This is a genomic window from Thermobifida fusca YX (assembly GCF_000012405.1).
Classification (GTDB): domain Bacteria; phylum Actinomycetota; class Actinomycetes; order Streptosporangiales; family Streptosporangiaceae; genus Thermobifida; species Thermobifida fusca.
Genome location: NC_007333.1, coordinates 2,333,305 through 2,359,452, shown reverse-complemented (window position 1 = coordinate 2,359,452; position 26,148 = coordinate 2,333,305). Strand labels below are relative to the sequence as shown.

Sequence of the window (26,148 nt, the reverse complement as noted above, 5' to 3'; positions counted from 1 at the left end):
GTTGGCGGCGTGGCCAAGTAGTCTGCCCGAAAGGGCGCTGCTTGGCCGCGGCGCGCGCATGTGCGTTCTACAGGGGGAAGGGGCCGCATCTATGGCGATGACCGGCGTGGTGAAGGACGAGTTGAGCCGACTGACCGTTCTCAAGCCATGCTGCCGCAAAGCGGAAGTCTCGACGATTCTGCGTTTCACCGGCGGACTGCATCTGGTCGGCGGACGTATTGTGATCGAATCCGAACTTGATACCGGGGTGGCTGCGCGTCGGCTGCGCAAGGACATCGCTGAGGTGTTCGGACACGAGTCCGAGGTGCTGGTGCTGTCTCCGAGCGGGCTGCGCAAGGGGAACCGCTATGTGGTGCGGGTCATCAAGGAGGGGGAGAGCCTCGCCCGGCAGACAGGGCTGATCGACAGCAATGGCCGCCCGGTGCGCGGCCTGCCTCGCCATGTGGTGGCGGGTGGGGTGTGCGATGCAGAGTCGGCGTGGCGTGGCGCGTTCATCGCTCACGGGTCGTTGACTGAGCCGGGACGGTCTATGTCGTTGGAGGTCACCTGCCCGGGGCCGGAGGCGGCGCTGGCTCTGGTGGGGGCGGCGCGCCGGCTGAAGGTGCACGCCAAGGCCCGTGAGGTGCGCGGCGTGGACCGGGTGGTGGTGCGCGACGGGGATTCGATCAGTGCGATGCTGACGCGGCTCGGCGCCCATCAGAGCGTGCTGGCGTGGGAGGAGCGGCGGATGCGCCGCGAGGTGCGGGCGACCGCTAACCGGCTGGCGAACTTTGACGATGCGAACCTGCGGCGGAGCGCGCGGGCCGCGGTGGCGGCGGGGGCCCGGGTACAGCGCGCGTTGGAGATTCTCGCTGACGATGCCCCTCCCCACTTGGTGGCCGCGGGCAAGCTGCGCTTGAAGCACAAGCAGGCGTCGCTGGAGGAGCTGGGCCAGCTTGCTGACCCGCCGTTGACCAAGGACGCTATTGCGGGCCGGATCCGGCGGTTGCTGGCGATGGCGGACAAGCGTGCGGCTGATTTGGGGATCCCCAACACCGAGGCGAGCCTGACACCCGACATGCTCGTTCCATAGTGTGAGGATGATCACAATATATATCCGAGAGTAGTCATTTGGTCACTCTCGGATAGGGCGTGGGGTGGTAGAAGGGGAAAGTAGCCCAATGGCCGGTCAACATCCCTCGTTAATGCGCCCGTAATAAAGTGTGAACCTTTTTCTGGAAATGCCCACACTTTCACGAGCTGCGGAAACAATGGTGGTGGGTGGGGAAGAATACGGTCTAATGGTCTATACCTTTGAGGTGTGAGGGTGCCAGTATTGGCCCCGACGGGACAGCCCGCGCCGTAGCAGATCCGGCTCCGGCGGCTCGGAACGCGGACGATAGGCTCGCCCCGACGAAACGCACACTGTTTTCCACGGTCCGACGCGTACGCGTCGGAAACAAGCGTCGACGACGCAGACGACACGTGAGGAGAATGGTTCCGTGACCATCCGTGTAGGTGTAAACGGATTCGGACGAATCGGCCGTAACTTCTGGCGGGCGGTTCAGGCCGCCGGCGGCAGCGATGTCGAAATCGTGGCGGTCAACGACCTCACCGACAAGGCCACCCTGGCGCACCTGCTCAAGTACGACACGGTGCTGGGCACCCTGCCGGGCGAGGTCGAGGTCGGCGAGGACAGCATCACGGTCGGCGGCACCACCATGAAGGCGCTCGCCCAGCGCGACCCGGCTCAGCTCCCGTGGGGCGACCTCGGGGTGGACATCGTCGTGGAGTCCACTGGCTTCTTCACCAAGGCTGAGGACGCGAAGAAGCACCTCGACGCCGGCGCCAAGAAGGTCATCATCTCCGCCCCCGCCAAGGGCGAGGACCTGACGGTCGTCATGGGCGTCAACGACGACAAGTACGACCCGGCCAACCACCACATCCTGTCCAACGCCTCCTGCACCACCAACTGCGTGGCGCCGATGGCGAAGACCCTGATGGAGAACTTCGGCATCGTCAAGGGTCTGATGACCACGGTGCACGCCTACACCAACGACCAGGTCATCCTGGACTACCCGCACAAGGACCTGCGCCGTGCCCGGGCCGCCGCGCAGAACATCATCCCGACCACCACCGGTGCCGCCAAGGCCACCGCTCTGGTGCTGCCCGAGCTGAAGGGCAAGCTCGACGGCCTGGCGATGCGGGTGCCGGTGCCGGACGGCTCGGTGACCGACCTGGTGGTCACGCTGGAGCGCGAAGTCACCAAGGAAGAGGTCAACGCCGCCTTCAAGGCTGCGGCCGAGGGCGCGCTCAAGGACATCCTGGTCTACACCGAGGACCCGATCGTCTCCTCCGACATCGTCGGCACCCCGGCGTCCTGCACCTTCGACGCCAGCCTCACCATGGCCTTCGGCACCCAGGTCAAGGTCGTCGGCTGGTACGACAACGAGTGGGGCTACTCCAACCGCCTGGTCGACCTGGTCAAGCTGGTCGGCTCCAACCTCTGACCCGCGCCGCGTACGGCATCGGCGACGCCCTCGCCACCGGCCCACGCACGGCCGGACGGGGGCGTCGCCGCCCCATGGAGCCCACCTTCTGCCAGAAAGAGAAGTCACGATATGCGGACGATCGAGGATCTCGACGTCGCGGGCAAGCGCGTCTTCGTCCGAGCCGATCTCAACGTGCCGCTCGACGGTGACCGCATCACCGACGACGGTCGTATCCGGGCCAGCCTGCCCACCATCACTGCACTGCGCGAGCGGAACGCGCGCGTGATCATCGGCGCCCACTTGGGCCGCCCCAAAGGCAAGGTCGACCCTGCCTACTCGCTGAAGCCGGTCGCCGCCCGCCTGGGTGAGCTGCTGGGCACCGAGGTGCGCTTCGCCTCCGACACCGCAGGCGAATCCGCCCAGGCCATCAGCCGCGAGCTGGCCGACGGCGAGGTCGCCCTCGTGGAGAACCTGCGTTTTGAGCCGGGCGAGACCAGCAAGGACGACGCCGAACGCGGTGAGTTCGCCGATCGGCTCGCCGCACTGGCTGAGCTGTACGTCGGCGACGGTTTCGGCGCCGTGCACCGCAAGCACGCCAGCGTCTACGACCTGCCGAAGCGTCTGCCGCACGCCGCCGGCGGACTGGTGCTGGCCGAAGTCAACGTGCTGCGCAAGCTGACCGAGTCCCCGCAGCGCCCCTACGTGGTCGTACTGGGCGGCTCCAAGGTCTCCGACAAACTCGGCGTCATCGACAACCTGCTCAACACCGCCGACCGCATCCTCATCGGCGGCGGCATGGCCTACACCTTCCTCGCCGCGCAGGGCTACGAGGTGGGCGCCAGCCTGCTGGAGCGGGACCAGATCGACACCGTCAAGGGGTACCTGCGCCGGGCTGAGGAGCGCGGTGTGGAACTCGTGCTCCCGGTGGACGTGGTGGCCGCAGAGAAGTTCGCTGCGGACGCCGCCCACGACGTGGTCGACGTCCGGGAGATCCCCGCGGACCGGATGGGGCTGGACATCGGACCGGCCTCGGCTGAGCTCTTCGCGTCGAAACTGGCGGACGCCGCGACCGTGTTCTGGAACGGCCCGATGGGCGTGTTCGAAATGGAGCCGTACGCGAAGGGCACCCGCTCCGTGGCGCAGGCCCTAGCCGACTCCTCGGCGTTCACCGTGGTCGGCGGGGGCGACTCGGCCGCAGCCGTCCGGGCACTCGGCTTCGACGAGAAGGCGTTCAGCCACATCTCCACCGGTGGCGGTGCCAGCCTGGAGTACCTCGAAGGAAAGACCCTGCCCGGCATCGCGGCATTGGAGGAATAGGACGACATGGCAACCGCCAAGCGCAAGCCGCTGATTGCGGGTAACTGGAAGCTGAACAACAACCACCTCGAGGCCATCGCGCTGGTGCAGAAGATGGCCTTCGCCCTCAACGACGCCGACTACGACGCCGCAGACATCGCGGTTCTGCCGCCGTTCACCGCGATCCGCAGCGTGCAGACCCTGGTGGAAGGGGACAAACTGCGGATCACCTACGGTGCCCAGGACATCTCCCAGCACGAGAAGGGCGCCTACACCGGTGAAGTGTCCGGCCCGATGCTGGCCAAACTCAACTGCACGTACGCGCTGGCCGGGCACTCGGAGCGGCGCGAATACCACCACGAGGACGACGCGGTCGTCAACGCGAAAGTCAAAGCGGCCTTCGCCAGCGGCATCACGCCCATCCTGTGCCTGGGTGAAGGGTTGGAGGTCCGCAAGGCGGGACGCCACGTCGAGCACACCCTCGCCCAGTTGGAAGGCGCGCTCAAGGGCGTGACCGAGGAGCAAGTCCGCACCCTGGTCGTGGCCTACGAGCCGGTGTGGGCGATCGGTACCGGCGAAGTCGCCACGCCCGAGGACGCCCAGGAGGTGTGCGCGGCGCTGCGCAAGCGGATTGGTGAACTGTACTCCCCTGAGGCCGCACAGCAGACCCGCATCCTCTACGGCGGGTCGGTGAAGAGCGGCAACGTCGCAGCGATCATGGCGCAAGCAGACGTTGACGGCGCGCTGGTCGGCGGTGCGAGCCTGGACGCTGACGAGTTCGTCAAGCTGATCCGCGCCGCGGTCCAGGGCTGAGCCTGTGCCGTCGGCGGGTCGTCCGCGCGCGGTGCGGCTCGCCGACGGCGCCGTCAGCGGAGTTGTTCACACTGAATGGCACTGGGGCCTACAGTGTCAGGGGTAAAATCAGGTAATGTTCCCGATACCCTGTCCGGGGTTCCGCTTTCCCTCACACACTGCGGGACCGGACGGAGGTTCTGGTCGTTCGGATTCCCCCTCGTTGGGGTCGAGTTGCGGGTGAGCGTGTGATTATCGTCGGTCTCTCTATTGCCTTGATGGTCGTCAGCGTACTGATGATCATGCTGGTGCTGCTCCACAAGGGTAAAGGCGGCGGCCTCTCCGACCTGTTCGGTGGCGGCGTCACCTCTTCCTTGGGGGGCTCATCGGTGGTGCAGCGCAACCTTGACCGGTTGACGATCGCCACCGGGCTTGTCTGGATCGTCGGTATCGTCGCGCTCGGCCTGCTCATTCTCCGACAGGGCTAGTCACAGCATCGCGATCCTACGCCCGCAGGGCCTGGCACGCGCTCGGTGCTGTGTGCGTTCTGCGGCGCGTGCGGCGGGCTTGCCGGGCACATCACGCTGAAGGAGTTTTTCGTGGGTAGTGGCAGTGCCATCCGTGGCAGCCGCGTTGGTGCCGGCCCGATGGGTGAGGCCGAGCGTGGTGAGGCGGCCCCGCGGATTCGTGTCGCGTTCTACTGCGCCAACAAGCACCAAGTGGTTCCGAGCTTCGCGCACGATGCTCAGATCCCTGATGAGTGGGACTGCCCCCGTTGTGGTTTCCCCGCCGGTAAGGACCCCGAGAACCCTCCGGCCCCTCCGAAGACCGAACCCTACAAGACGCATCTGGCCTACGTGAAAGAGCGGCGTAGCGAAGCCGACGGCGAGGCCATCCTGCAAGAGGCGATCGCTAAGCTCCGTGCGGAGCGCGCTGCGATGTCGTCTGCTTTGAAGTCGTTCACTGACTGAGACTGAGCGTGGGCGGACGGACCACGCGGTCAGTATCCGGGTCTGTCCTTGCGCTCGCCGATTCTTCTGGGACGTGCGACCAGGTCTCAGATGCCCCCGTCGGATGTCCGGCGGGGGCACTGGCGTGTCTGGGCCCGGATCGGGTCTTGCGCTGTCTGCGGCTGCCGTGGCGGGAATCCCGGCGCTGTGCGCTCCGCTGCCCGCGATAGGCCGGACAGCGGAGCGGTGCCGTCCCGCGTGCGATGCGCCGGGGCGGCTCTTTTTTCTTGCTGGGTGAGGACGGCTGCCCGCCGGGACTCCTGTGGAGGGGGAGTGCCGCGGTCTGCGGCGTGCGCTTCGTACCGTCTGCGAGCGACCCGCGTCTGCCGCGCAGCATCGGCTGGTATGCCCGGCGGGTGATGCGCCGGGCACTGCCTCATTCCCGGTCTCACCTCGCAAAGTCGCGCACAAGACAGACAACTGCGACAATGCTCATGATCGTGCAAACGCATGAGCAGTCGGGTAGATACGGGCGTTAGCGGACGTGTTGAATGGACCCTGGCAGTGGTCCACCACGACCGTGACGAAGACCTTCCCCACACCCGTGCGTGTCCGTCCCACGCACGGAACGACGGGCGCCCCCCGATCCGTCCTGGAGGGCGCCCGTCACGTTCTTCGCCGGCTTTGCCGCGAAGAAGAGCGGGCAACCGGGCAGCACCCCCACAAGGGGTGGTTCCCGGGAGTGGAGTGTCCGCACGAAGGGCCACGACGCTGTCTTGGCACAGTCGACACGGGGGCACCCGCCGTAACGGACGGAACGGTTCGGGACACTGGCATCAAAGGCATGCGCTACTGCGCCCCGACAGTCAGGACCCAGCGACGATGAGGAGCGACCCGTGAGCGACACTTTCGACCGGTTGTGGGCTGGTCTCGCCCCACTGGGACGCGACCGCACTACCGGAGGCTACCGGCGCCTCTCGTGGACACCCGTCGACGCCGAGCTGCGGGCCTGGTTCACCAGTGAGGCTCAAGCCCGCGGGATGACAGTGGAGGCCGACGGCAACGGCAACCTGTGGGCCTGGTGGCCAGAGGCCGGTCCCGACGCTGTCGTCACCGGGTCGCACCTGGACTCGGTTCCCAACGGCGGCGGGTACGACGGTCCGCTCGGAGTCGTCAGCGCGCTGGCTGCCGTTGATGAACTCAAACAGCGCGGTCTGCGTCCGCAGCGTCCGCTGGCAGTCGTGGTGTTCGTGGAGGAAGAGGGCGCCCGGTTCGGCGTGCCGCGGCTCGGATCCCGGCTGCTCACCGGGGCCATCACCGCGGAACGGGTCCGTGGTCTCACCGACGCCGACGGGGTCACCTGGGCCCGGGCGATGACCGAGGCCGGTTTGGATCCGGAGCGGATGGGCGCCGACCCCGAGCGGTTGGCGCGCATCGGCGTCTTCGTGGAACTCCACATTGAGCAGGGCCGTTTCCTCGCCCACCACGGGGTTCCGGTCGGGGTGGGCGCCACGGTCTGGCCGCACGGCCGGTGGCGACTGGACTTCTCCGGGCAGGCCGACCATGCCGGAACCACGCGGATCGCCGATCGCAACGACCCCATGCTGCCGTTCGCGGAGACGGTGAGCGCAGTCCGCCGGGCCGCACTCGAACACGATGCGGTGGCTACGGTGGGACGAGTGTGGCTCACCCCCAACACCAGCAATTCCATTCCGTCCCGGGTACGCGCCTGGTTGGATGCGCGCGCCCCCCAGGAAGCCACGCTGCGTGCCATGGTGCACGACATCGATATGGCGGCCCGGGTGGCCGCGGCCGAGCACGGGGTCAGCCTCAGCAGTTTTCAGGAGTCGTTCTTCCCCCGGGTGGATTTTCCCCGGGAACTGTGCCACCGGTTGGCTGCCCTGGTCGGCGGGGAGACACCTGCTCCGCTGCTGTCCACCGGTGCGGGACACGATGCGGCGATCCTTGCGTCAGCGGTGCCCGCGAGCATGCTCTTCGTCCGCAACCCCACGGGTATTTCGCATGCTCCCGAGGAGCGCGTTGATCCCGCGGACTGCCATGCGGGAGTCGCCGCCCTCACCGAGGTGCTCGCCGATCTCACCGAGGCGAAACGCGACTGAGCGCACAGCACTGTATCGGAAAGCCCGCGGGGACAGCCGGGCTGCTGCCGTTGGCGAGCACGCGGCGGGATGAAGGGCGCTCCTGGACGGTGTTCCGGGGCAGCCGCCAGGCGCCGGAGGCAGTCCGGGCGGTTCGAGTAGTGCGGCACAGCCCGTTATGCGCCGAGAAACCCCTCGCCCACCCCTTCTCCTTCTTCACCGCTGGGCTGTGCGGGAGGCGCGGCGAGCCTGCTGTGGTGGATTCCGTAGAGGAAGTAGATGGCGACCCCGATCACGAGCCATACCGCGAACCGGATCCAGGTGAGCGCGGTCAGGTTGAGCATCAGCCAGAGGCAGGAGAGCGCGGCCAGCAGCGGCAGTACCGGAGACCAGGGCACGCGGAATGCCCGCGGCAGGTCGGGGCGGAGAGAACGCAGGACGACCACGCCCACAGACACTACGACGAACGCGAACAGCGTGCCGATATTGACCATCTCTTCAAGCGTGCTGATGGGAACGAGGCCGCCGAGCAGTGCCACGGCCGCGGTGGTCAGCAGGGTGGTCACATACGGGGTGCCGAACCGCGGGTGGATACGGGAGAGCGCTCGGGGCAGCAGCCCGTCGCGGGACATGGCGAACGCGACCCGGGCCTGACCCATCATCAGCACCAGGATGACGGTGGTGATGCCGATGACCCCGCCCAGCGAGATCAGGGTCGCCGCCCAGTCGGCGCCGACAGAGCGGAAGGCGTCGGAGAGGGGTGCGGTCACGTTGAGTTCCGTGTACGGGCGCATCCCTGTGACGACTGCGGCCACCGCCATGTACAGCAGGGTGACGATGAGCAGGGAGCCGAAGATGCCGACAGGGATGTCCCGCCGCGGGTTGCGGGTTTCTTCAGCGGTGGTGGCGACGATGTCGAAGCCGATGAAGGAGAAGAACACCACTGATGCGGCGGCGACCACTCCCCACGGGCCGAAGGAGGTGGGTTCCAAGCCGAAGAGGACGTGGGTGAGCGTGGCATCGCTCACCCCGGTGGTGTCCGCGGCCGCGGGCTGCGCGGGTGGGATGAACGGCGTCCAGTTGGCGGGGTCGACGTAGGCTGCGCCCACGGCGATGATGAAGAGCACGATGCCGACTTTGATCGCCACCACGACCGCGGTGACCCGGCCCGACAGTTTGGCTCCCAGCATGCCGACAAGGCCCAGGAGGACGGCGATGGCCACGGCGCCGAGGTTCACCGGGAGACCGGCGAGGGTGACCGTGGTCGGCAGGGCGAGGAGGTCTCCGGCATATTCCGACCAGCCCACGGAGACCACAGAGGCCGCCAGGGTGAACTCCAAGATGAGGTCCCAGCCGATGATCCAGGCGACGAATTCCCCTAGCGTGGCGTAGCCGAACGTGTACGCGCTCCCGGCGACCGGCACGGTGGAGGCGAATTCGGCGTAGCACATGGCAGCCAGTGCGCATACAGCTCCGGCAGCGAGGAAGGACAGGACGATGGCGGGGCCGGCGTTCTCGGCGGCCTGCCGTCCCGTGACGACGAAGATGCCGGTTCCGATGATGACTCCGATGCCGAAGACGATCAGGTCGAAGCCGTTGAGGTCCCGGCGGAGCCGATACCCGGGTTCGTCGGTGTCCCGGATGGACTGTTCGATGCTCTTCGTGCGCCAGATACTCACCTGATCTCCAGTCCCGCCCGCGTGCCGTGCAGCACACATCACCGTTCGAAGAGTAACGAGAAAAATACTCTCAGTAATAGGAGGGGAGGGTGGGAAGACACGAGCGGCCGGCGCCGCAGAGCGGCGCCGGCCGGGACATGGGGCCGAGGGGCGCGCTGGAGAAACAGAGCGCTGCGCAGCCGCCTAGTTCTCGGCGGGAGTGCTCTCTGCGGGGGTGTTCTCGGCCGTGGTCTTCTTCGTACGGCGCCGCTTCACCGGACGGGAGTAGTCGAGCAGCGGTTCGAACCGGGCGTCGTATTCCTGCTTGCACTCCACGCAGGCGTCGACTTCGCGGATGACACCGTCCCAGGCGAACTGGATCGCTTCAGTGGCCTCGACCTTCTCGCCGTTCACGGCATGCGGGTCGCAGTACTTGCGAGTGAAGACCTCGGTGACCACGATGCGGCTCCCCTTCGGTAGGCGGTACGGGTACTGGCACCGTGATCATACACGCGTTCGAATGGAGGGCTGGGCCTTCGCGCAGGCCCGCGGTATGCGGCCCCCAAGAGCCTAGCGGAGTGTGGCGCTAGATGTGTCGTTTTTAGCGGAATGTCGGGTGGGGTGCCGGGAAAGCCTTTTCCTGAGAGTGTTGGAAGTGTTACTCTCTGTGCATATTTCTTTGGGAGTGATCCCAAATACGGGTTTTTCCTGTCCCTGAACCGACTGGAGCACTCGTGCGAGAGTATCCCCCCACGCGGCGCCGACCGGTGCGCTTCGGCGCGGCCCTTGCCGCATTCGTGCTCGGTGCCACCGGTGCTGCGGCTCTCCCCAGCCCAGCCCACGCCGCCGCCGGATGCAGCGTCGACTACAGCGTCAACCAGTGGAACGACGGTTTCACTGGAACCGTCACCGTCACCAACCTGGGCGACCCCGTCAACGGCTGGACCCTCAGTTGGCGCTTCCCTTCCGGGGAGCGGATCACCCACGGGTGGAACGCTGAGTTCCAGACCAACGGCGCCGAGGTCACCGCCGCCAACACTCCCTGGAACGCCAGCGTCCCCACGGGCGGCACCGTCAGTTTTGGCTTCAACGCCACCCACAACGGCACGGTCGGCATCCCCGAGTCCTTCACCTTCAACGGCACCGTATGCACTGACCAGCCCACGCCGGGCGGGCCAGAAGAACCCGGCGGCCCCGAGGAGCCCGGCGGGCCTGAAGAACCAGGCGAACCCGAAGAACCCGCCCTCCCCGAACCCACCGGAGCCCGCCAAGCGGAACGGCTCGACCGCGGACTGATCAGCGTGCGCAGCGGCAACGGGAACCTGGTGAGCTGGCGGCTGCTCGGCTCGGACCCCCGCGACATCGCGTTCAACGTCTACCGCGGATCCACCCGCGTCAACTCCACCCCCCTCACCTCCGCCACCTCCTACCTTGACGCCGGCGCCCCAGCCGACGCCTCCTACACAGTGCGGCCGGTCGTCGACGGCGTGGAACTGGGCCCCTCCGCAGCCTCCCTCAACTTCACCAACGGCTACCTGGACGTGCCGTTGCAGCGTCCCGCGGGCGGCACCGTCCACGGCTCCTCCTACACCTATGAGGCCAACGACGCCAGCGTCGGCGACCTCGACGGCGACGGCCGCTACGAGATCGTCCTGAAGTGGGAGCCCACCAACGCCAAGGACAACTCCCAGTCCGGCTACACCGGGCCGGTCCTCATCGACGCCTACGAACTCGACGGCACCCTCCTGTGGCGGATCAACCTGGGCATCAACATCCGCGCCGGGGCCCACTACACCCAGTTCCAGGTCTATGACTACGACGGCGACGGGCGCGCCGAAGTCGCCATGAAAACCGCTGACGGGACCCGCGACGGCACCGGGGCGGTGATCGGCTCCGCCAACGCCGACTACCGCAACTCCTCCGGATACGTCCTGTCCGGACCGGAATACCTCACCGTCTTCGACGGGCGCACCGGCCGGGCCCTGGACACAGTGGACTACGTGCCGCCCCGCGGCAACGTGTCCTCGTGGGGCGACTCCTACGGCAACCGGGTGGACCGCTTCCTCGCCGGCACCGCCTACCTGGACGGGAAACGGCCCAGCATGATCTTCTCCCGCGGCTACTACACCCGAACCGTCATCACAGCGTGGGACTTCCGCGACGGACGACTCACCCGCCGGTGGACCTTCGACACCAACAGCTCCACCAACACCGGACGCGGCTACGAAGGCCAAGGGTTCCACTCCCTGTCCATCGCGGACGCCGACGGCGACGGCCGTGACGAGATCATGTTCGGCGCCATGGCCGTCGACGATGACGGGCGCGGCATGTGGACCACCGGATACGGCCACGGCGACGCCCTGCACGTCGGCGACTTCGTCCCCGCCCGGCCCGGACTCGAGGTGTACGGGGTTTCCGAAAGCTCCTCGCAGCCCAACGCTTGGCTCGCCGACGCGCGCACAGGAAGCACCCTGTGGCGCACCGCCTCCGGCGACGACAACGGGCGCGGCGTCGCCGGAGATATCTGGGCAGGCAGCCCCGGCGCCGAATTCTGGTCCTCACGGGTGGACGGCCTACTCAACACCTCCGGAACCGCCATCGGCCGCAAACCCAGCTCGATCAACTTCCTCGTCTGGTGGGACGGAGACCCCAGCCGGGAACTGCTGGACCAGACCCGGATCGACAAGTACGGTCCGAACGGCGACACGCGAGGAGCGCGTCCGCGCTCAACTCCACTCCTTTAGGCTGGCCGGTCGACCCCGACGTGCTGACGACCACTGCCACGTCGTCGGCCACCGGGACCCCGTCGGCAAGCGCGACCACCCCCTGCGGGGTGCGCATACTGGTGGGGCGCAGCGTCTCAACCAGGCGCCGGAGGTGGGAATCGGGAACGTCCCCGGGGATCGGCAGGAGGGCGGGCCCGTGCCCGACCACGGTTCTCCCGCGGCTACTACACCCGAACCGTCATCACAGCGTGGGACTTCCGCGACGGACGACTCACCCGCCGGTGGACCTTCGACACCAACAGCTCCACCAACACCGGACGCGGCTACGAAGGCCAAGGGTTCCACTCCCTGTCCATCGCGGACGCCGACGGCGACGGCCGTGACGAGATCATGTTCGGCGCCATGGCCGTCGACGATGACGGGCGCGGCATGTGGACCACCGGATACGGCCACGGCGACGCCCTGCACGTCGGCGACTTCGTCCCCGCCCGGCCCGGACTCGAGGTGTACGGGGTTTCCGAAAGCTCCTCGCAGCCCAACGCTTGGCTCGCCGACGCGCGCACAGGAAGCACCCTGTGGCGCACCGCCTCCGGCGACGACAACGGGCGCGGCGTCGCCGGAGATATCTGGGCAGGCAGCCCCGGCGCCGAATTCTGGTCCTCACGGGTGGACGGCCTACTCAACACCTCCGGAACCGCCATCGGCCGCAAACCCAGCTCGATCAACTTCCTCGTCTGGTGGGACGGAGACCCCAGCCGGGAACTGCTGGACCAGACCCGGATCGACAAGTACGGTCCGAACGGCGACACGCGCCTGCTCACGGGCAGCGGTGTGGCCTCCAACAACGGCACCAAAGCCACCCCGTCCCTGTCCGGCGACATCCTCGGCGACTGGCGCGAAGAGGTGATCTGGCGGACCAGCGACAACTCGGCGCTGCGGATCTACGCCAGCCCGCACCCCACGGAACTGCGGATCCCCACCCTGATGCATGACACCCAGTACCGGGTAGCGATCGCCTGGCAGAACACCGCATACAACCAGCCGCCGCACCCGTCCTTCCCCATCGGAGACGGCATGGCGCCGCCGCCGTGGCCGGACATCTACTACCCCTGATCCCGAGAGATTCCTGACCTCTGCACGACCGGTGGGACGCTGCCGTGGTGGCGCCCCACCGCGCTGCGTTCCCGCAGCACCGCCCAGGCGGCGGTTCCGCCCCGCGGCGCAGCGGGGGCACGGACCGTGGCACCGCACAGGCACAACCTCTCGTGACGTGCAGTGATCCCCGCTAGCGGCACCGGAAAGGCGAGGAGAGGCCGCCCCCGCGCCCCTGCCTCCGCAGGGGCGGAGCGGACACCACAAGCTCCACAGCGGGAAAAGGACGAGGACCGCGGCGCCAGTGCCCGCGATAAATCAGAAAATAACGACAGATCTCTTTCCAGACCTGTGTCCGGCATGTTACTCTCTGTTTCGTTCGGTGGAGGAAACCCCCGATTCAGTTACGGTGTGTGTTTCTCTTTGCCAGCGGTGTTGCGGAACCGTCGCACCTACAGCCCTCACAGACCTGCGGCGCGGCGACCTCTCCCCGGTACGGACCACCCTTGCTGATGTGAGGAATCCCCGCAGACGTGGGCGCCCGGAACAACCGATGGCGTCTTCGACTACCGCCGGGATGGGAGGAGACAAGGGGCGGACAGCGTCCTGCTGCCCGCCCCTTTCCGCTCAAACGGCACCCTGCGCCCTACACCACGCCGGGGACGTAGAAGCCGGGTGGCAGGGCACTGGCTGCGGCGCGGTCGAGAAGGAACAGCGTGCGGGAACGCCCCCGCGCGCCCGCCGCAGGCACCTGGATCGGCCCGGCTTTATCCAACGCCAGCCGGATCGCGTTGGCCTTGGCCTCCCCGGAAGCGATCAGCCACACTTCCCGGGCTGCGCGGATCGCCGGCAGCGTCAACGAGATCCGCACCGGCGGCGGTTTAGGAGAACCGTGGACCGACACTACGGTCCGCTCCGTCTCATACATGGCAGGCCGCCCGGGAAACAGCGAGGCCACATGGGCGTCCTCACCCACACCCAGCAGGCAGACATCGAACGCGGGCACCGCGTCGCCGTACTCGGCCGCCTCCCGCAGCTCGTCAGCGTAGCGGCGTGCCGCCGCTTCCGGGGAGTCGTCGACCCTGTCGGAGGCGCCCATCGGATGCACCCGCTCCGCCGGAACAGGAACATGGTCCAGCAAGGCACGGCGTGCCTGGGTCTCGTTGCGGTCCGGGTCGCCGGACGGAAGGAACCGCTCGTCCCCCCACCAGATGTCCACGCGGGACCAGTCGATGGCGTCGCGGGCCGGGGCCAGCGCCAACTGTTCGAGCACCGCGATACCGATCCCGCCGCCGGTCAGCACCAAGGAGGCGGTGCCGCGCATTGCTTGGGCATCCACCAGGCGGGTCACCAGCCGCGCCGCTGTCGCCTTGGCCAGCAGCTCGGCATCGGACTGCACCACCACGGTAGGGGGATTGACGATTCGGCTCACGCCGATACCTCCGCTCTTGCTAACCGTTCCGCCAGGAACTTCGCCGTGGCCGCATACATCTCGTCGGCGTCCAAGTGACGCAGCTCTTCGGCGAGATATTCGGAAAGGTGACGCCGTGACAGGGCCACGGTCTGCAGAGGACGGTTCGGCCGCTGCAGGGTCGCCACCCGCCCGTCTTTGCGGCTGATGGTGATCGGCCCGTCCTCGGTGACCAGCACCGTCTCGGTGATCCCGGGGCCGCTGGACACCCGGCGCTCCACCGGAACCTCCAAACGCTGCGACAACCACGCGGCCAGCAGGTCGGCGCTGGGCAGGTGGTCTTCTGCGACGACCTCTGCCCGGGTGACCCACCCGCACGACTGGTCCATCGTGGACGCGAGCAAGGCCCGCCACGGCGTGGTCCGCGTCCACGCCAGGTCAGTGTCCCCTGGATGGTAATGGCTGATCCGCGTCACCAGGTCCGCGAGAGGATCGGCGGCACGATGGGAGTCGGTGATGCGTCGGGCAGCCAGCTGTCCCACCGGGTCGGCTGCTGGATGGACCGGACCGCCCTCCGGCCACCACGCCACCACGGGGGTATCCGGAACCAGCAGCGGGGTGACCACCGAGTCGGCATGGTCGGCGAGCGGACCGTACAGCCGCAGCAGCACGGTCTCCCCCGGACCGAAAGTGCCGGGACGGCGGATCTCTGCGTCGAGCGCCGGTTCCAGGCCAGGGTCGCGCAGGATCAACGCGATCACGCGGCTGGGATGCTCCCGGCCGGCTTCGGTGGCCGCCTGCACCGCGTCGTAGTGGCCGGCTTCATCGGTGACGATGACCAGGGTGAGGACAAGGTTCATCGCACCGCCGCCGACACTGCGCCGTTCAGTAGCCAACGCTTCGGTGATCTGCGCGGTGGTTGTTCGCGGAAGATACAGGGTCACAACGGTCCTCCCCAGAACTGATCGCCCTATGCGCGGCACAGGCGCGGGGCCGGGCCGTAGCGCAGGCCCCGAAAACGGCTGGTGCACGGGTGCGGGAAAGCGCAGGCCTCCGGCTCCCGGCGGGCCGAGGCGGGCAGAGGGGGCCGGAGCCGGTCATGGTCTGCGCCACGTACGGTTGTCGCGGGCCAGCAGCTCGTGGCCGCTGGGCGGGCCCCAGCTACCCGCCGGGTAGGGTTCGGGGCGGCCGTTCTTGGCCCAGAACTCCTCGACCGGGTCGAGGATCCGCCACGACAGCTCTACTTCTTCCTGGTGGGGGAAGAGCGGAGGATCGCCGATGAGCACGTCGAGGATCAGCCGCTCGTAGGCTTCCGGACTGGTTTCGGTGAAGGACGCGCCGTAGCTGAAGTCCATGCTGACATCGCGCACCTCCATGGCGGTCCCGGGGACTTTGGAGCCGAACCGCAACGTCACCCCCTCATCCGGCTGGATCCGGATCACCAAGGAGTTGGCGCCCTGGTTGGCGGTGGCAACATGGTCGAACACCTGGTTGGCGGTGCGGTGGAACACCAGTGCGACCTCGGTGACCCGCCGCCCCAGGCGTTTCCCCGTGCGCAGGTAGAACGGGACGCCCGCCCAGCGCCGCGTGTTCACCCCCAGCCGCATGGCCGCGTACGTCTCCGTGGTGGAGTTCGGGGGGATGCCTTCTTCCTCCAAGTAGCCGGGAACCCAGGCGCCGCCCTGCCAGCCCGCGGTGTACTGGCCGCGCGCGGTCCCGGTCGCAAGATCGTCGGGGAGTTGGACCGCGGACAACGCTTTGACCTTCTCCGCGCGGATCGCGTCCGCGGTGAAGGACAGCGGTTCCTCCATCGCGACCAGGGCGAGGAGCTGCAGCAGGTGGTTCTGGATGACGTCGCGCGCCGCCCCGATACCGTCGTAGTACCCGGCGCGTCCCCCCACCCCGATGTCCTCGGCCATGGTGATCTGGACGTGGTCGATATACGAGCGGTTCCAGATCGGCTCGAACAGGGTGTTGGAGAAACGCAGCGCCAGCAGGTTCTGGACGGTTTCCTTCCCCAAGTAGTGGTCGATACGGAACACGGAGTGCGGTGGGAACACGTCGTCGACGAGGGCGTTGAGCTCCTGGGCGCTGGCCAGGTCGTGGCCGAACGGCTTCTCGATCACCACCCGCCGCCACGAGTCCCCCGAGCTCTCCGCCAGGCCGCTCCGCTTCAACTGGGTGAGCACCGTGGGGAACAGTTTCGGGGGAAGCGAAAGGTAGAACGCGTAATTGCCGCCGGTGCCCCGGCTCTCGTCCAGTTCCCGCACGGTGCGCACCAGCGCATCAAACGCGGCGTCGTCATGCGCCTCGCCGGGGACGAACCGCACCCCCTCGCTCAACTGGCGCCACACGTCTTCCCGGAACGGGGTGCGCGCATGCGTACGGACCGCGTCATAGGCGACCTGGGTGAAGTCCTGGTCGGCCCAGTCCCGGCGGGCGAATCCCACGAGTCCGAAACCGGGCGGTAGCAGCCCTCGGTTCGCCAGGTCGTAAATAGCGGGAAGCAGCTTCTTGCGGGACAGGTCGCCCGTGACCCCGAAGAGGACGAGCACACACGGGCCGGCAATCCGCGGTAACCGCCGGTCCAGCACACTGCGCAGCGGGTTGGGGACCGCTCCCGGCATCACCGGTTCTTTCACGTCGGCGTCCTCCCTGGGTGAATCGCGGTCGTGGCTGGTCCGGCTGAGCGTGCCGGGCACGGGAGAACCCGGACCCGGCACCACCGACCTTCTTCCCAGAATTAGGGACGAATCTCACCCAAGGCCCGGATCAGTTCTGCCAGACCCGCGGACCGGTCCCGCCAGTGCAGCCGCACCGTGGGCCGGGACCGCTCCGCCAGGGCGTTGAAGTCGCCCAGCGCCTGGGCGAGCTGCAGCCGGGAGAAGGTGTACGGCTTCCCGGCGATGGGGAGGTCCTCGGTAATGTCCCCGGTGATCTGCAGGAATACTCCGTTGGCCGGGCCGCCCTTGTGGTACTGCCCCGTGGAGTGCAGGAAGCGCGGCCCCCAGCCGAAGGTGACCGGGCGCGCGGTGAGCGCGGCCAGCTCCGAACGGAGAGCGGCAGCCTGTCCGTCGCCTTCCGCGTCCCGGTCAAGGTAGGCCATCACCGCGAGGTAGCCGTCGTCCGGGATCTGCTCGATGAGGGCCCGAAGCACCGAAGCGAGGTTCTTGGCGTCCCCCACCCCGGTGCCGTCGGAGGCGTACACCTCGACCGCGCCGTCCGTGAGAAGCGGGGTGCCGGTGGGCAAGGTGCCGTTGTTCGACAGCTCCAGCAGCGCCTTGGTGTTGTCCTTGGACTCTTGCACGTTCGGCTGGTCGAACGGGTTGATACCGAGCAGGTGGCCGGCCACCGCGGTGGCGTACTCCCAGGCGAGGAACTGGGCGCCGAGCGGGCCGGTCACCACGGTGTCGGCGGTCTCGGGGACCTCCGGCTCGGTTTCGCCGTAGACCACGAGATGAGTGTCGGGCCCGGGGGTGAAACCGGGGGCGGAAGCGCTCTCCACCACCACCGGCAGCAGCCCGGTGCCGTCCTTGCCGGTGGATTCGGCCACGAGCTGTTCGATCCAGTCGCCCAAGCCCACCGGGGTGGCTCCGGCCAGCACCACTTTGTCGCGGCCGGAGAACCCGCCGAGGGCCGCACCGAGCAGCAGCGCCGGGTTGGTGTCGTCCGCCAGCGTGGCGGCAAGGGCCGCTGCCTCATCCAGCAGCGCTTCGATGTCCACGCCGACGAGTGCGCTCGGCACCAGGCCGAACGCGCTGAGCGCGCTGTAGCGGCCGCCGACGTGCGGGTTGGCCAGCACGGTCGGATAGCCGCGTTCCCCGGCCAGTTCGGCCAGGGGAGAGCCCGGGTCGGTGACGACGACGATCCGCTCCGCCGGGTCAATGCCCGCGTCCGCGAACGCCTGCTCGAAGGCACGGCGGTGGCTGTCGGTCTCCACCGTGCTCCCGCTCTTGGAAGCGACCACGACGACCGTGCGGTCGAGGTCGGTGGTGACGACACGGCGCACCTGGTGCGGGTCGGTGGTGTCCAAGGTGATCAGGCGGGCGTCGCGGCTCGCGGCGATCACTTCGGGGGCCAGGGAGGAGCCGCCCATCCCGGCCAGCACCACGCGGTCGAGGCCGGCTTCCCGCTTGGCCTGCGCGATTTCGCTGATCTGCGGCAGCAGGGCCCGCGACTCCTGCGGCAGGTCCACCCAGCCCAGCCGGATCGACGCCTCGGGCTCGGCCGCAGGCCCCCACAGGGTGGCGTCCTTAGCGGCGAGGCGGGACGCCACCCTGCTGGCCCGTAGCTGCTGCAACGCGTTCTCCGCTGCGTCCCGGACCGGGCCGCGCAGGGTGACGGTGAGGCCCCCGGCCTGTACCTGATCGCTACTCAAGGCGATTGGTCCTTCCTTGTCTTCACACACGGTCACTGCAATTGTCGCGTCCCGCAGTACCGAATCGGATTCGACAAGGCGGGGCCGGGCGGGCCCTGCACCGTTCTGCCAGGTGGAGAGCTTGCTACGGGTGGGAAGAGAGAGTGCTCACGTGTGGGCGGCAAGCTGCTGGGCGACGCGGTCCAGCAGTTCTTCCCAGGACTTCACGAACTTGTCGACGCCCTCGTCCTCCAAGGTCTCCACCACGTCGGACATGGACACGCCGACCGACTCCACCGCATCCAGGTGGGCCCGAGCCGCGTCGTAGTGTCCGCGCACCGTGTCCCCGGTGATCGTGCCGTGGTCGGCGACCGCGTCCAGCGTGGCCTGCGGCATCGTGTTCACCGTGCCCGGGGCGACCAGTTCGGTCACATACAGCGTGTCCGGCAGCTCCGGGTCCTTCACCCCGGTCGACGCCCACAGCGGACGCTGCGGGCGCGCCCCGGCCTGGGCGAGGGCGGTCCACCGGGCAGACGAGAACACCTCTTCGTAGGCGGCGTAGGCCAGGCGGGCGTTGGCCAGCGCGGTCTTGCCGCGGAGCGCCACCGCCTCCTCCGTGGCGATCTTCGACAGCCGTTTGTCCACCTCGGTGTCCACCCGGCTGACGAAGAACGACGCCACCGAGTGGATCGTCGACAGGTCACGGCCGGCCTGCTGGGCCTGCTCCAGACCGGCGAGGAACGCGTCCATGACCGCCCGGTAGCGCTCCAGCGAGAAGATCAGGGTCACGTTGACGCTGATGCCTTCGGCGAGCGCCGCGGTGATCGCCGGCAGTCCCTCGACGGTCGCGGGGATCTTGATCATCAGGTTGGGCCGGTCCACCAGCCACCACAAGGCGCGGGCTTCGGCGACAGTCCGCTCCGTGTCGCGGGCCAGCCGCGGGTCGACCTCCAGCGACACCCGCCCGTCCACGCCGTCGGTGGCCTCGTAGACCGGGCGCAGCACATCCGCAGCCCAACGGATGTCGTACGCGGTGATGAGGCGTACCGCTTCTTCCACTGACACGCCGCGCACGGCCAGGTCGCGCAACTGGCCGTCGTAGGCGTCGCCCTCCGCCAGCGCCTTGGCGAAGATCGTGGGATTGGAGGTGACTCCCACGACGTTGCGTTGGGCGATCAACTCGGCCAGGTTGCCGCTGCGCAGCCGCTGCCTGCTGATGTCGTCCAGCCAGACGGCTACGCCCGCGTCAGAGAGCTGCTGAAGTGGGCTGCCCATGGTGTGATCCACTCCTTGGAGAAGGAGGAGGGCCGCCGACGGCGACCCTCCCCACAACGGTCAGTTGCCGGTCGTTGATCCACGGTCACCGCCGAGCTTGGCAGCGCTGGAGTGTACGGCTGCCACTACCCGGTCGGCGGTGAGCCCGAACTGCTCGTAGAGAGTCGCGTACGGAGCCGAAGCGCCGAAGTGTTCCAGACTCACCGACTCGCCATACTCGCCCACCAGCTCGCGCCAGCCCAAGGCGACCCCGGCTTCCACGGAGACCCGGACCCGGACCGACGGTGGAAGCACCTGCTGGCGGTAGGCGTCGTCCTGCTCGTTGAACCACTCCAGGCACGGCATCGACACCACACGGGTAGGAGTACCCGACTCCTCCAGGCGGGAACGCGCCTCCAACGCGATCTGCACCTCACTTCCGGTGGCGATGATGATCGCCTCCGGACGGCCGTTGCTGGCTTCGGCCAGGATGTACCCGCCGCGGGAGACCAGCTCCGCAGAGGCGAGCTCGGAGCGGTCCAGAACCGGAACCGACTGCCGGGTCAGCGCGAGCGCCACCGGGCCGTCATTGCGTTCCAGGATGGTGCGCCAGGCCACTGCCGTCTCGTTGGCGTCGGCGGGACGCACCACCGCCAGGCCGGGGATGGCGCGCAGCGACCACAGGTGCTCCACCGGCTGGTGGGTGGGTCCGTCTTCGCCCAGACCGATCGAGTCGTGGGTCCACACGTACGTGACCGGCAGCTTCATCAGGGCAGCCAGCCGCACCGACGGCCGCATGTAGTCGCTGAACACGAGGAAGGTGCCACCGTAGGGGCGGGTGGGGCCGTGCAGCGCGATCCCGTTGAGGATCGCCCCCATGCCGTGTTCACGGATCCCGAAGTGCAGCACCCGGCCGTAGCGGTGGCCGGAGAACGCCTTCGTGGACCGCTCCTCGGGGATGAACGACGGCTCGCCCTTAGGCGTGGTGTTGTTGGATCCGGCCAAGTCCGCCGAGCCGCCCCACAGCTCCGGCAGCACCGGGGCGATCGCGCTCAGCACCTCACCGGACGCTTTCCGGGTGGCCATGCCCTTAGCGCTGGGCTCGAAGGTCGGGATCGCCTTCTCCCAACCGTCCGGGAGCGAGCCTGCCATCAGCCGGTCGAACAGTTCGGCACGCTCGCCCGCGTTGGCCCGCCACTTGGCGAACAAGGCCTCCCATTCCTGGCGGGCGGCGCGGCCCCGCGCCACCACGCCCCGGGCGTGCTCCAGCAGCTCGTTGGGCACGTCGAACTGCGCCTCAGGGTTGAGGCCCAGCACCCGCTTGGTGGCGGCGACCTCTTCAGCCCCCAGCGCGGCGCCGTGGATCGCCCCCGTGTTCTGCTTGTTCGGGGACGGCCAGCCGATGATGGTGCGCAGCCGGATGAAAGAGGGACGTTCCGTCTCCGCCTGGGCGGCCCGGATCGCGTCGTACAGCGCCGCCACGTCTTCGTGGTAGGAGCCGTCCTCGCCGACCCACTCGACCTCTTGGACGTGCCAGCCGTAGGCGGCGTAGCGGGCGACGACGTCTTCGGTGAATGCGATCTGGGTGTCGTCTTCGATGGAGATGCGGTTGTCGTCCCAGATGACGATGAGGTTGCCGAGCTTCTGCGTGCCGGCGAGGGCACTTACTTCGTGGCTGATGCCCTCCTGGACGTCGCCGTCAGAGCACAGGACGTAGATGTAGTGGTCGAACGGGCTTTCCCCGATCGGGGTGTCCGGGTCGAACAGGCCCCGCTCCCGGCGGGCGGCCATGGCCATGCCGACCGCGTTGCCGATGCCCTGCCCCAAGGGGCCGGTGGTGGTTTCCACCCCGGCGGTGTGCCCGTATTCGGGGTGGCCCGGGGTGAGGCTGCCCCACTGGCGCAGCCGCTTGATGTCGTTCAGGCTCAGCCCGTAGCCAGCCAGGTAGAGCTGGATGTAGAGCGTGAGGCTGGAGTGCCCGCAGGACAGGACGAAGCGGTCGCGGCCGATCCACTTCGGATCTGTCGGATCGTGCCGCATCACCTTCTGGAAGAGCAGGTAGGCCACAGGCGCCAGACTCATCGCGGTTCCAGGGTGCCCGGATCCCGCTTCTTCGACCGCGTCCATCGCCAGGGCACGAACCACGTCTACGGTACGTCTATCGAGATCAGACCAGTCCAGGGTCTTTGGGGTGCCGGTGTTCACGCGGGCTAAAGCTCCTTTCGCGAATCCAGGCCAGTGTGTAGGCGTGGTGGCCGGAAAAGAAGGATTGGGGTGGGTCCACCGTGACCCGCAGCTAACCAACCGTAGTGACAGCCGCGCAGCGTGAGGAGATGCGGGGCGTCGTAATGTGGCGCCGTGCGTGTCGCGGTGACGGAACCCCTGAGGGCTGGTGACTATCCCTGACCCTATCGCCGAAACCCCGACATCTAATCACCGGACTGGCATGGTTGACGCCGCACCGACGGACGGCCCCGATGAGAACGCGCCCGAACCTAGCACTACACTCTGTCGTTGACGGTGTCGTGCGTCGTGCCAGGCGCGCGAGGGGTCACAGGTGCCGCACCGCGCCGCGCATTCGTGGTGAGCAGCCAGGAACAATTGATGCCCATTTGATGCCCTGACGCCCAGTTTCTTTGAGGTTTGAGCGTGTCTGTGTCCGTAGAACGGGTGACGGCCGTGCGTTCCGCGCCGCACGGCCAGCAACCCCAGCAGCCGAGAACAACGGCCCGGCGCGTGACCCAGGTACGGCGGCGGCCATGACACTCCTCGGTCGTCCCGCTGCCACCGATACCTGCGCGGCCGCTGATTCTCCCACTGGGGGTGTGTCGCGCTCCGCTTCGCTGGGGACCTACATCCGCGCCTATATCGCCCTGTCGAAGCCGCGGGTCATTGAACTGCTGCTGATCACCACTATCCCGGTGATGTTCGTGGCAGCCCAGGGCGTGCCGCCGCTGGGGATCGCCGTGGCCACCCTGGTGTTCGGCACCATGTCCGCGGCCAGTGCCAACGCCATCAACTGCTACATCGACCGGGACATCGACCGTGCTATGCGGCGTACCCGCCGCAGACCCACCGCCATGGAGCAGGTGACGCCGCGCGGCACGATGATCTACGGGATTACGCTGGCGGTCCTGTCCACGGTCGGCTTCGTGGTGTTCGTGAACTGGCTGGCCGCGGCGTTGTCGGTGTTCGCGATCGCGTTCTACATCTTCGTCTACACACTGCTGCTCAAGCGGCGCACCGCGCAGAACGTGGTGTGGGGCGGGATCGCCGGCTGCATGCCCGTGCTCATCGGCTGGGCGGCGATCACCGAGCGCCTCGACTGGGCCCCGTTCATCCTGTTCCTGGTGGTGTTCTTCTGGACACCGCCGCACACGTGGGCATTGGCCATGCGGTACCGCGAGGACTACGCCGCCGCGAACGTCCCCATGCTCCCGGTGGTGGCTAGCGACCGCCGGGTGATGCTGGAGTGCGTGCTGTACTCGTGGGCCACCGTGGTGGTGTCGCTGCTGCTGTGGCCTATCGCCGATACCACGCTGCTGTACCCGGTGGCGGCCGCCGTGCTGGGGGTGATCCTGCTCGCCCAGGCGCACCGCCTCTACAACCAGGTCCGTGCCGGAGTGAGCGGCAGCAAGCTCAAGACCATGGGCTTCTTCCACCTGTCGAACGCCTACCTGGCCCTGCTGTTCGTGGCGGTGACGATCGACCCGCTCCTGGCTAACGCACTGCGCTGATCGACGAGAGGTGACGACGATAACGGGAGGCTGCGCGCAGCCTCCCGTTATCGTTGCCGCTTCGGGAGGCGGCCGAGGCGACCTGCGGCACGACACGGGTGGGAGAGTGGAGCCATGAGGAAGATCACCCGCTGGGAAGCCATGGTGCAGCAGAATCCCGGCCATTCCCGGTGGTATGTGGAGCGTTTCCGCACCATGGCCGCGCAGGGGAACGACCTTGCGGGCGAGGCTCGCATGATCGACGCGATGGTGGGGCGCGGTTCCCGGATTCTGGACGCGGGCTGCGGGCCGGGACGGGTCGGCGGGGAACTCGCTGCACGCGGCCACCACGTGGTGGGGGTGGACATCGACCCCTATCTGGTCAACGCGGCCCGCGAAGACTATCCGCAGGGCGACTGGCGGGTGGGCGACCTGGCCGAGCTTGACCTTGTGGAGCGCGGGGAAGAGCCTTTCGACCTCGTGGTCTGCGCGGGAAACGTGATGACGTTCCTCGCCCCCGGCACCGAAGTGGAAGTGCTGCGCAGGATGGGCGCCCACATCCGGGACGGAGGCCGGATCGTCGTGGGCTTCGGCGCGGGCCGCGGCTATCCGTTTGAGCGGTTCTTCGCCGACGTGGCCGAAGCCGGTCTCGTCACCGAGCTGTGCTTAGCCACCTGGGATCTGCGCCCGTTCACCCCGGAGTCCGACTTTCTGGTGGCGGTGCTGGGACGCGCAGCCGAGACGCCGCCCACCGGGTGAACGACGCTAGGCGCTGCCCTGTGCCTCCTTGACCGCCAGGACCGCGGATACGTGCCTGGTCGTGCCCCCACGAGCGGGGAAGCACGGGCAGCGCCGCGCCGTTTGCGGGAGGACCCGTCCCGCACATGGACGGGGGTCGGCCCGCTCGCACCGTGGGACCCGGCTGCGGATGGGTGCCCTGCGGTGGCAAGCGGGCCGCCGCTGACGACCCCCGCGGGGTGCCCTCCGTCGCAGGCGACGTGCCGGCGGGAGGGCGGACGTGTTCCGGCCTGCTGCGGAGTGCGCCAGGGGCGTGCCGCTGGCGCACTCCAGGCGGATCGCCTATCTTTTCGGGATACGTCTCTTTGGAGGCCGTGGGGCCGAGGCTGCGGATGGTGGCCCCACGGCCGCTCACCCCAAGGAGGCGCCGACTTTGACGTACCCTTTGAGCAGGTCGCGGGCGATGGTGCGGCGCTGGATCTCGTCGGTTCCCTCATAGATGCGCAGCAGCCGCAGCTCGCGGTACCAGCGCTCGATGGGGAGCTCCCGGGTGTAGCCCATACCGCCGTGGATCTGCAGCACCCGGTCGACGATCTCGTTGGCTTTCACACCGCCGTACAGTTTGGCGATGGACTGGGCGTGCCGGGAGTCCCGGCCGTTGTCCACCTGCCAGGCGGCGTGGAGCACGAGCAGCCGCAGCGCTTCGATCTCCACCTGGGAGTCGGCGATCATCCACTGGATGGCCTGCCGTTCCGCAAGCGGCTTACCGAAGGTCTCACGCGTGTTGGCGTAGTCGATGGCCATGCTCAGCAGCCGTTCGCAGGCGCCGAGCGCACGCGCGGGGAGCAGGTAGCGGCCCCGGCCGATCCACTTCATCGCCAGCTCGAAGCCCTTGCCGACCTCACCGAGCACGTTGGATTCCGGCACCCGGACGTTGTCGAAGACCAGGGAGGCCGGACCCCACTCGCCCATGGTGGGGATGGGCTCGGAGCGCCATCCCGCCTCCCGGTCCACCAGGAAGCAGGTCACTCCGCCGTTGGCGCCCTTCTCCGGGTCGGTGACCGCGAACACCATGGCGAAGTCGGCTTCGTTCCCACCGGTGATGAACGTCTTCTCCCCGTTGATCACCCAGTGGTCGCCGTCCTTGTAGGCCCGGGTGCGGATCGCTTTGGCGTCGGAGCCGGCGCCGGGCTCGGTGATGGCGAAGCAGGACTTGCGTTCGCCCGCGATGGTGGGCAGCAGGTAGCGCTTCTTCTGCTCTTCGTTGGCGTAGAAGAGGATGTTGTCGGCGCCGCCGCCGAAGCTGAACGGGATGAAGGTACGGCCCAGTTCGATCTCCACCAGTGCGGTGGTGACCGCATCCAGTCCCATGCCGCCGTACTCGACGGGGGTCTGGATCCCCCAGAAGTCGGACTTCTTGGCGAGCTGTCTCAGGTCGTGCAACTCCTGGGGGGTCAGACCGTGCCCCTCGCCGTTCCGTTCCCGGCGCAGCACCTCCGGTTCGAGCGGCATAAGTTCGCGCTCGACGAAGGTGCGCACCCAGTTGCGGATTTCCCGCTGTTCTTCGGTCAGTGAGAAATCGACCATG

The 26,148-nt window shown here is 68.0% G+C and carries 20 protein-coding genes and 1 pseudogene; 11 read left to right on the top strand and 10 right to left on the bottom strand.

Going from position 1 to position 26,148, the window contains the following annotated elements:
* The first annotated feature begins 91 nt into the window (after window positions 1-91).
* From whiA to TFU_RS09905, 7 genes are all read left to right on the top strand, one after another.
* Window positions 92-1,072, top strand: coding sequence for a DNA-binding protein WhiA (gene whiA / locus TFU_RS09935; RefSeq protein ID WP_011292441.1), 981 nt, complete (start codon window positions 92-94; stop codon window positions 1,070-1,072).
* 409 nt (window positions 1,073-1,481) lie between these two features.
* Window positions 1,482-2,489, top strand: coding sequence for a type I glyceraldehyde-3-phosphate dehydrogenase (gap, locus tag TFU_RS09930; protein ID WP_011292440.1), 1,008 nt, complete (start codon window positions 1,482-1,484; stop codon window positions 2,487-2,489).
* 111 nt (window positions 2,490-2,600) lie between these two features.
* Window positions 2,601-3,788 carry a phosphoglycerate kinase gene (locus tag TFU_RS16350; RefSeq protein ID WP_011292439.1) on the top strand — a complete coding sequence of 396 codons (1,188 nt, stop codon included), beginning with the start codon at window positions 2,601-2,603 and terminating at the stop codon, window positions 3,786-3,788.
* Between the two features lie 6 nt (window positions 3,789-3,794).
* Window positions 3,795-4,580, top strand: a complete 786-nt coding sequence (gene tpiA, locus TFU_RS16345; protein WP_011292438.1) for a triose-phosphate isomerase — start codon at window positions 3,795-3,797, stop codon at window positions 4,578-4,580.
* Between the two features lie 230 nt (window positions 4,581-4,810).
* Window positions 4,811-5,047, top strand: coding sequence for a preprotein translocase subunit SecG (gene secG, locus TFU_RS09915; protein WP_038043916.1), 237 nt, complete (start codon window positions 4,811-4,813; stop codon window positions 5,045-5,047).
* A 111-nt stretch (window positions 5,048-5,158) separates the two neighbouring features.
* Window positions 5,159-5,530 (top strand): RNA polymerase-binding protein RbpA, encoded by a 372-nt coding sequence (locus TFU_RS09910; RefSeq protein WP_011292436.1) that lies wholly within the window; start codon window positions 5,159-5,161, stop codon window positions 5,528-5,530.
* A gap of 875 nt (window positions 5,531-6,405) precedes the next feature.
* Window positions 6,406-7,629 carry an allantoate amidohydrolase gene (locus TFU_RS09905; protein ID WP_011292435.1) on the top strand — a complete coding sequence of 408 codons (1,224 nt, stop codon included), beginning with the start codon at window positions 6,406-6,408 and terminating at the stop codon, window positions 7,627-7,629.
* A 155-nt stretch (window positions 7,630-7,784) separates the two neighbouring features.
* Here TFU_RS09905 and TFU_RS09900 read toward each other — a convergent pair whose 3' ends face one another.
* Both TFU_RS09900 and TFU_RS09895 read right to left on the bottom strand, forming a co-directional pair.
* Window positions 7,785-9,287, bottom strand: coding sequence for an amino acid permease (locus tag TFU_RS09900; RefSeq protein ID WP_011292434.1), 1,503 nt, complete (start codon window positions 9,285-9,287; stop codon window positions 7,785-7,787).
* Between the two features lie 183 nt (window positions 9,288-9,470).
* On the bottom strand, window positions 9,471-9,725 hold the full coding sequence (locus TFU_RS09895; protein ID WP_011292433.1) for a hypothetical protein: 255 nt from the start codon (window positions 9,723-9,725) through the stop codon (window positions 9,471-9,473).
* A gap of 275 nt (window positions 9,726-10,000) precedes the next feature.
* Here TFU_RS09895 and TFU_RS09890 point away from each other — a divergent pair, with 275 nt between their 5' ends.
* On the top strand, window positions 10,001-12,010 hold the full coding sequence (locus tag TFU_RS09890) for a cellulose binding domain-containing protein (protein ID WP_011292432.1): 2,010 nt from the start codon (window positions 10,001-10,003) through the stop codon (window positions 12,008-12,010).
* 1 nt (window position 12,011) lies between these two features.
* Here the strand turns inward: TFU_RS09890 and TFU_RS16340 are convergent.
* A pseudogene (locus tag TFU_RS16340) lies at window positions 12,012-12,107 on the bottom strand (hypothetical protein); the annotation flags it as partial.
* Window positions 12,108-12,382: 275 nt separating this feature from the next.
* Here TFU_RS16340 and TFU_RS09885 point away from each other — a divergent pair.
* Window positions 12,383-13,105 (top strand): glycosyl hydrolase, encoded by a 723-nt coding sequence (locus tag TFU_RS09885; RefSeq protein WP_011292431.1) that lies wholly within the window; start codon window positions 12,383-12,385, stop codon window positions 13,103-13,105.
* Window positions 13,106-13,730: 625 nt separating this feature from the next.
* Here TFU_RS09885 and pgl read toward each other — a convergent pair.
* The 6 genes from pgl to tkt all read right to left on the bottom strand — a co-directional run bounded on the left by pgl (window position 13,731) and on the right by tkt (window position 22,311).
* A complete protein-coding gene (gene pgl, locus TFU_RS09880; RefSeq protein ID WP_011292430.1) occupies window positions 13,731-14,516 on the bottom strand; it encodes a 6-phosphogluconolactonase in 786 nt (261 codons plus the stop codon).
* A complete protein-coding gene (locus TFU_RS09875; RefSeq protein ID WP_011292429.1) occupies window positions 14,513-15,439 on the bottom strand; it encodes a glucose-6-phosphate dehydrogenase assembly protein OpcA in 927 nt (308 codons plus the stop codon). Before TFU_RS09875 ends, pgl begins: the two co-directional genes overlap by 4 nt.
* A 153-nt stretch (window positions 15,440-15,592) precedes the next feature.
* Window positions 15,593-17,122, bottom strand: coding sequence for a glucose-6-phosphate dehydrogenase (gene zwf, locus TFU_RS09870; RefSeq protein WP_038043913.1), 1,530 nt, complete (start codon window positions 17,120-17,122; stop codon window positions 15,593-15,595).
* Between the two features lie 116 nt (window positions 17,123-17,238).
* Window positions 17,239-18,873: a glucose-6-phosphate isomerase gene (locus tag TFU_RS09865; protein WP_011292427.1), complete on the bottom strand. Its 1,635-nt coding sequence runs from the start codon at window positions 18,871-18,873 to the stop codon at window positions 17,239-17,241.
* A gap of 147 nt (window positions 18,874-19,020) precedes the next feature.
* Window positions 19,021-20,127, bottom strand: a complete 1,107-nt coding sequence (gene tal / locus TFU_RS09860; protein ID WP_011292426.1) for a transaldolase — start codon at window positions 20,125-20,127, stop codon at window positions 19,021-19,023.
* A 60-nt stretch (window positions 20,128-20,187) separates the two neighbouring features.
* A complete protein-coding gene (gene tkt, locus TFU_RS09855) occupies window positions 20,188-22,311 on the bottom strand; it encodes a transketolase (protein ID WP_011292425.1) in 2,124 nt (707 codons plus the stop codon).
* 554 nt (window positions 22,312-22,865) lie between these two features.
* Between tkt and TFU_RS09850 the strand changes: the two genes are divergently transcribed.
* On the top strand, window positions 22,866-23,843 hold the full coding sequence (locus tag TFU_RS09850) for a heme o synthase (RefSeq protein WP_011292424.1): 978 nt from the start codon (window positions 22,866-22,868) through the stop codon (window positions 23,841-23,843).
* A gap of 114 nt (window positions 23,844-23,957) precedes the next feature.
* Window positions 23,958-24,581 carry a class I SAM-dependent methyltransferase gene (locus tag TFU_RS09845; RefSeq protein ID WP_011292423.1) on the top strand — a complete coding sequence of 208 codons (624 nt, stop codon included), beginning with the start codon at window positions 23,958-23,960 and terminating at the stop codon, window positions 24,579-24,581.
* A 390-nt stretch (window positions 24,582-24,971) separates the two neighbouring features.
* Here TFU_RS09845 and TFU_RS09840 read toward each other — a convergent pair whose 3' ends face one another.
* Entirely contained in the window at window positions 24,972-26,147 is a 1,176-nt protein-coding gene (locus TFU_RS09840; protein ID WP_011292422.1) for an acyl-CoA dehydrogenase family protein, read from the bottom strand.
* Between the last annotated feature and the right edge of the window lies 1 nt (window position 26,148).

What these genes read in the sequence shown, in the direction of transcription:
- TFU_RS09840 (WP_011292422.1), bottom strand. Translation starts at nt 26,147, where the DNA reads ATGGTCGATTTCTCACTGACCGAAGAACAGCGGGAAATCCGCAACTGG.
- TFU_RS09885 (WP_011292431.1), top strand. Translation starts at nt 12,383, where the DNA reads ATGTTCGGCGCCATGGCCGTCGACGATGACGGGCGCGGCATGTGGACC.
- tal (WP_011292426.1), bottom strand. Translation starts at nt 20,127, where the DNA reads ATGGGCAGCCCACTTCAGCAGCTCTCTGACGCGGGCGTAGCCGTCTGG.
- TFU_RS16350 (WP_011292439.1), top strand. Translation starts at nt 2,601, where the DNA reads ATGCGGACGATCGAGGATCTCGACGTCGCGGGCAAGCGCGTCTTCGTC.
- TFU_RS09850 (WP_011292424.1), top strand. Translation starts at nt 22,866, where the DNA reads ATGACACTCCTCGGTCGTCCCGCTGCCACCGATACCTGCGCGGCCGCT.
- TFU_RS09845 (WP_011292423.1), top strand. Translation starts at nt 23,958, where the DNA reads ATGAGGAAGATCACCCGCTGGGAAGCCATGGTGCAGCAGAATCCCGGC.
- zwf (WP_038043913.1), bottom strand. Translation starts at nt 17,122, where the DNA reads ATGCCGGGAGCGGTCCCCAACCCGCTGCGCAGTGTGCTGGACCGGCGG.
- whiA (WP_011292441.1), top strand. Translation starts at nt 92, where the DNA reads ATGGCGATGACCGGCGTGGTGAAGGACGAGTTGAGCCGACTGACCGTT.
- tpiA (WP_011292438.1), top strand. Translation starts at nt 3,795, where the DNA reads ATGGCAACCGCCAAGCGCAAGCCGCTGATTGCGGGTAACTGGAAGCTG.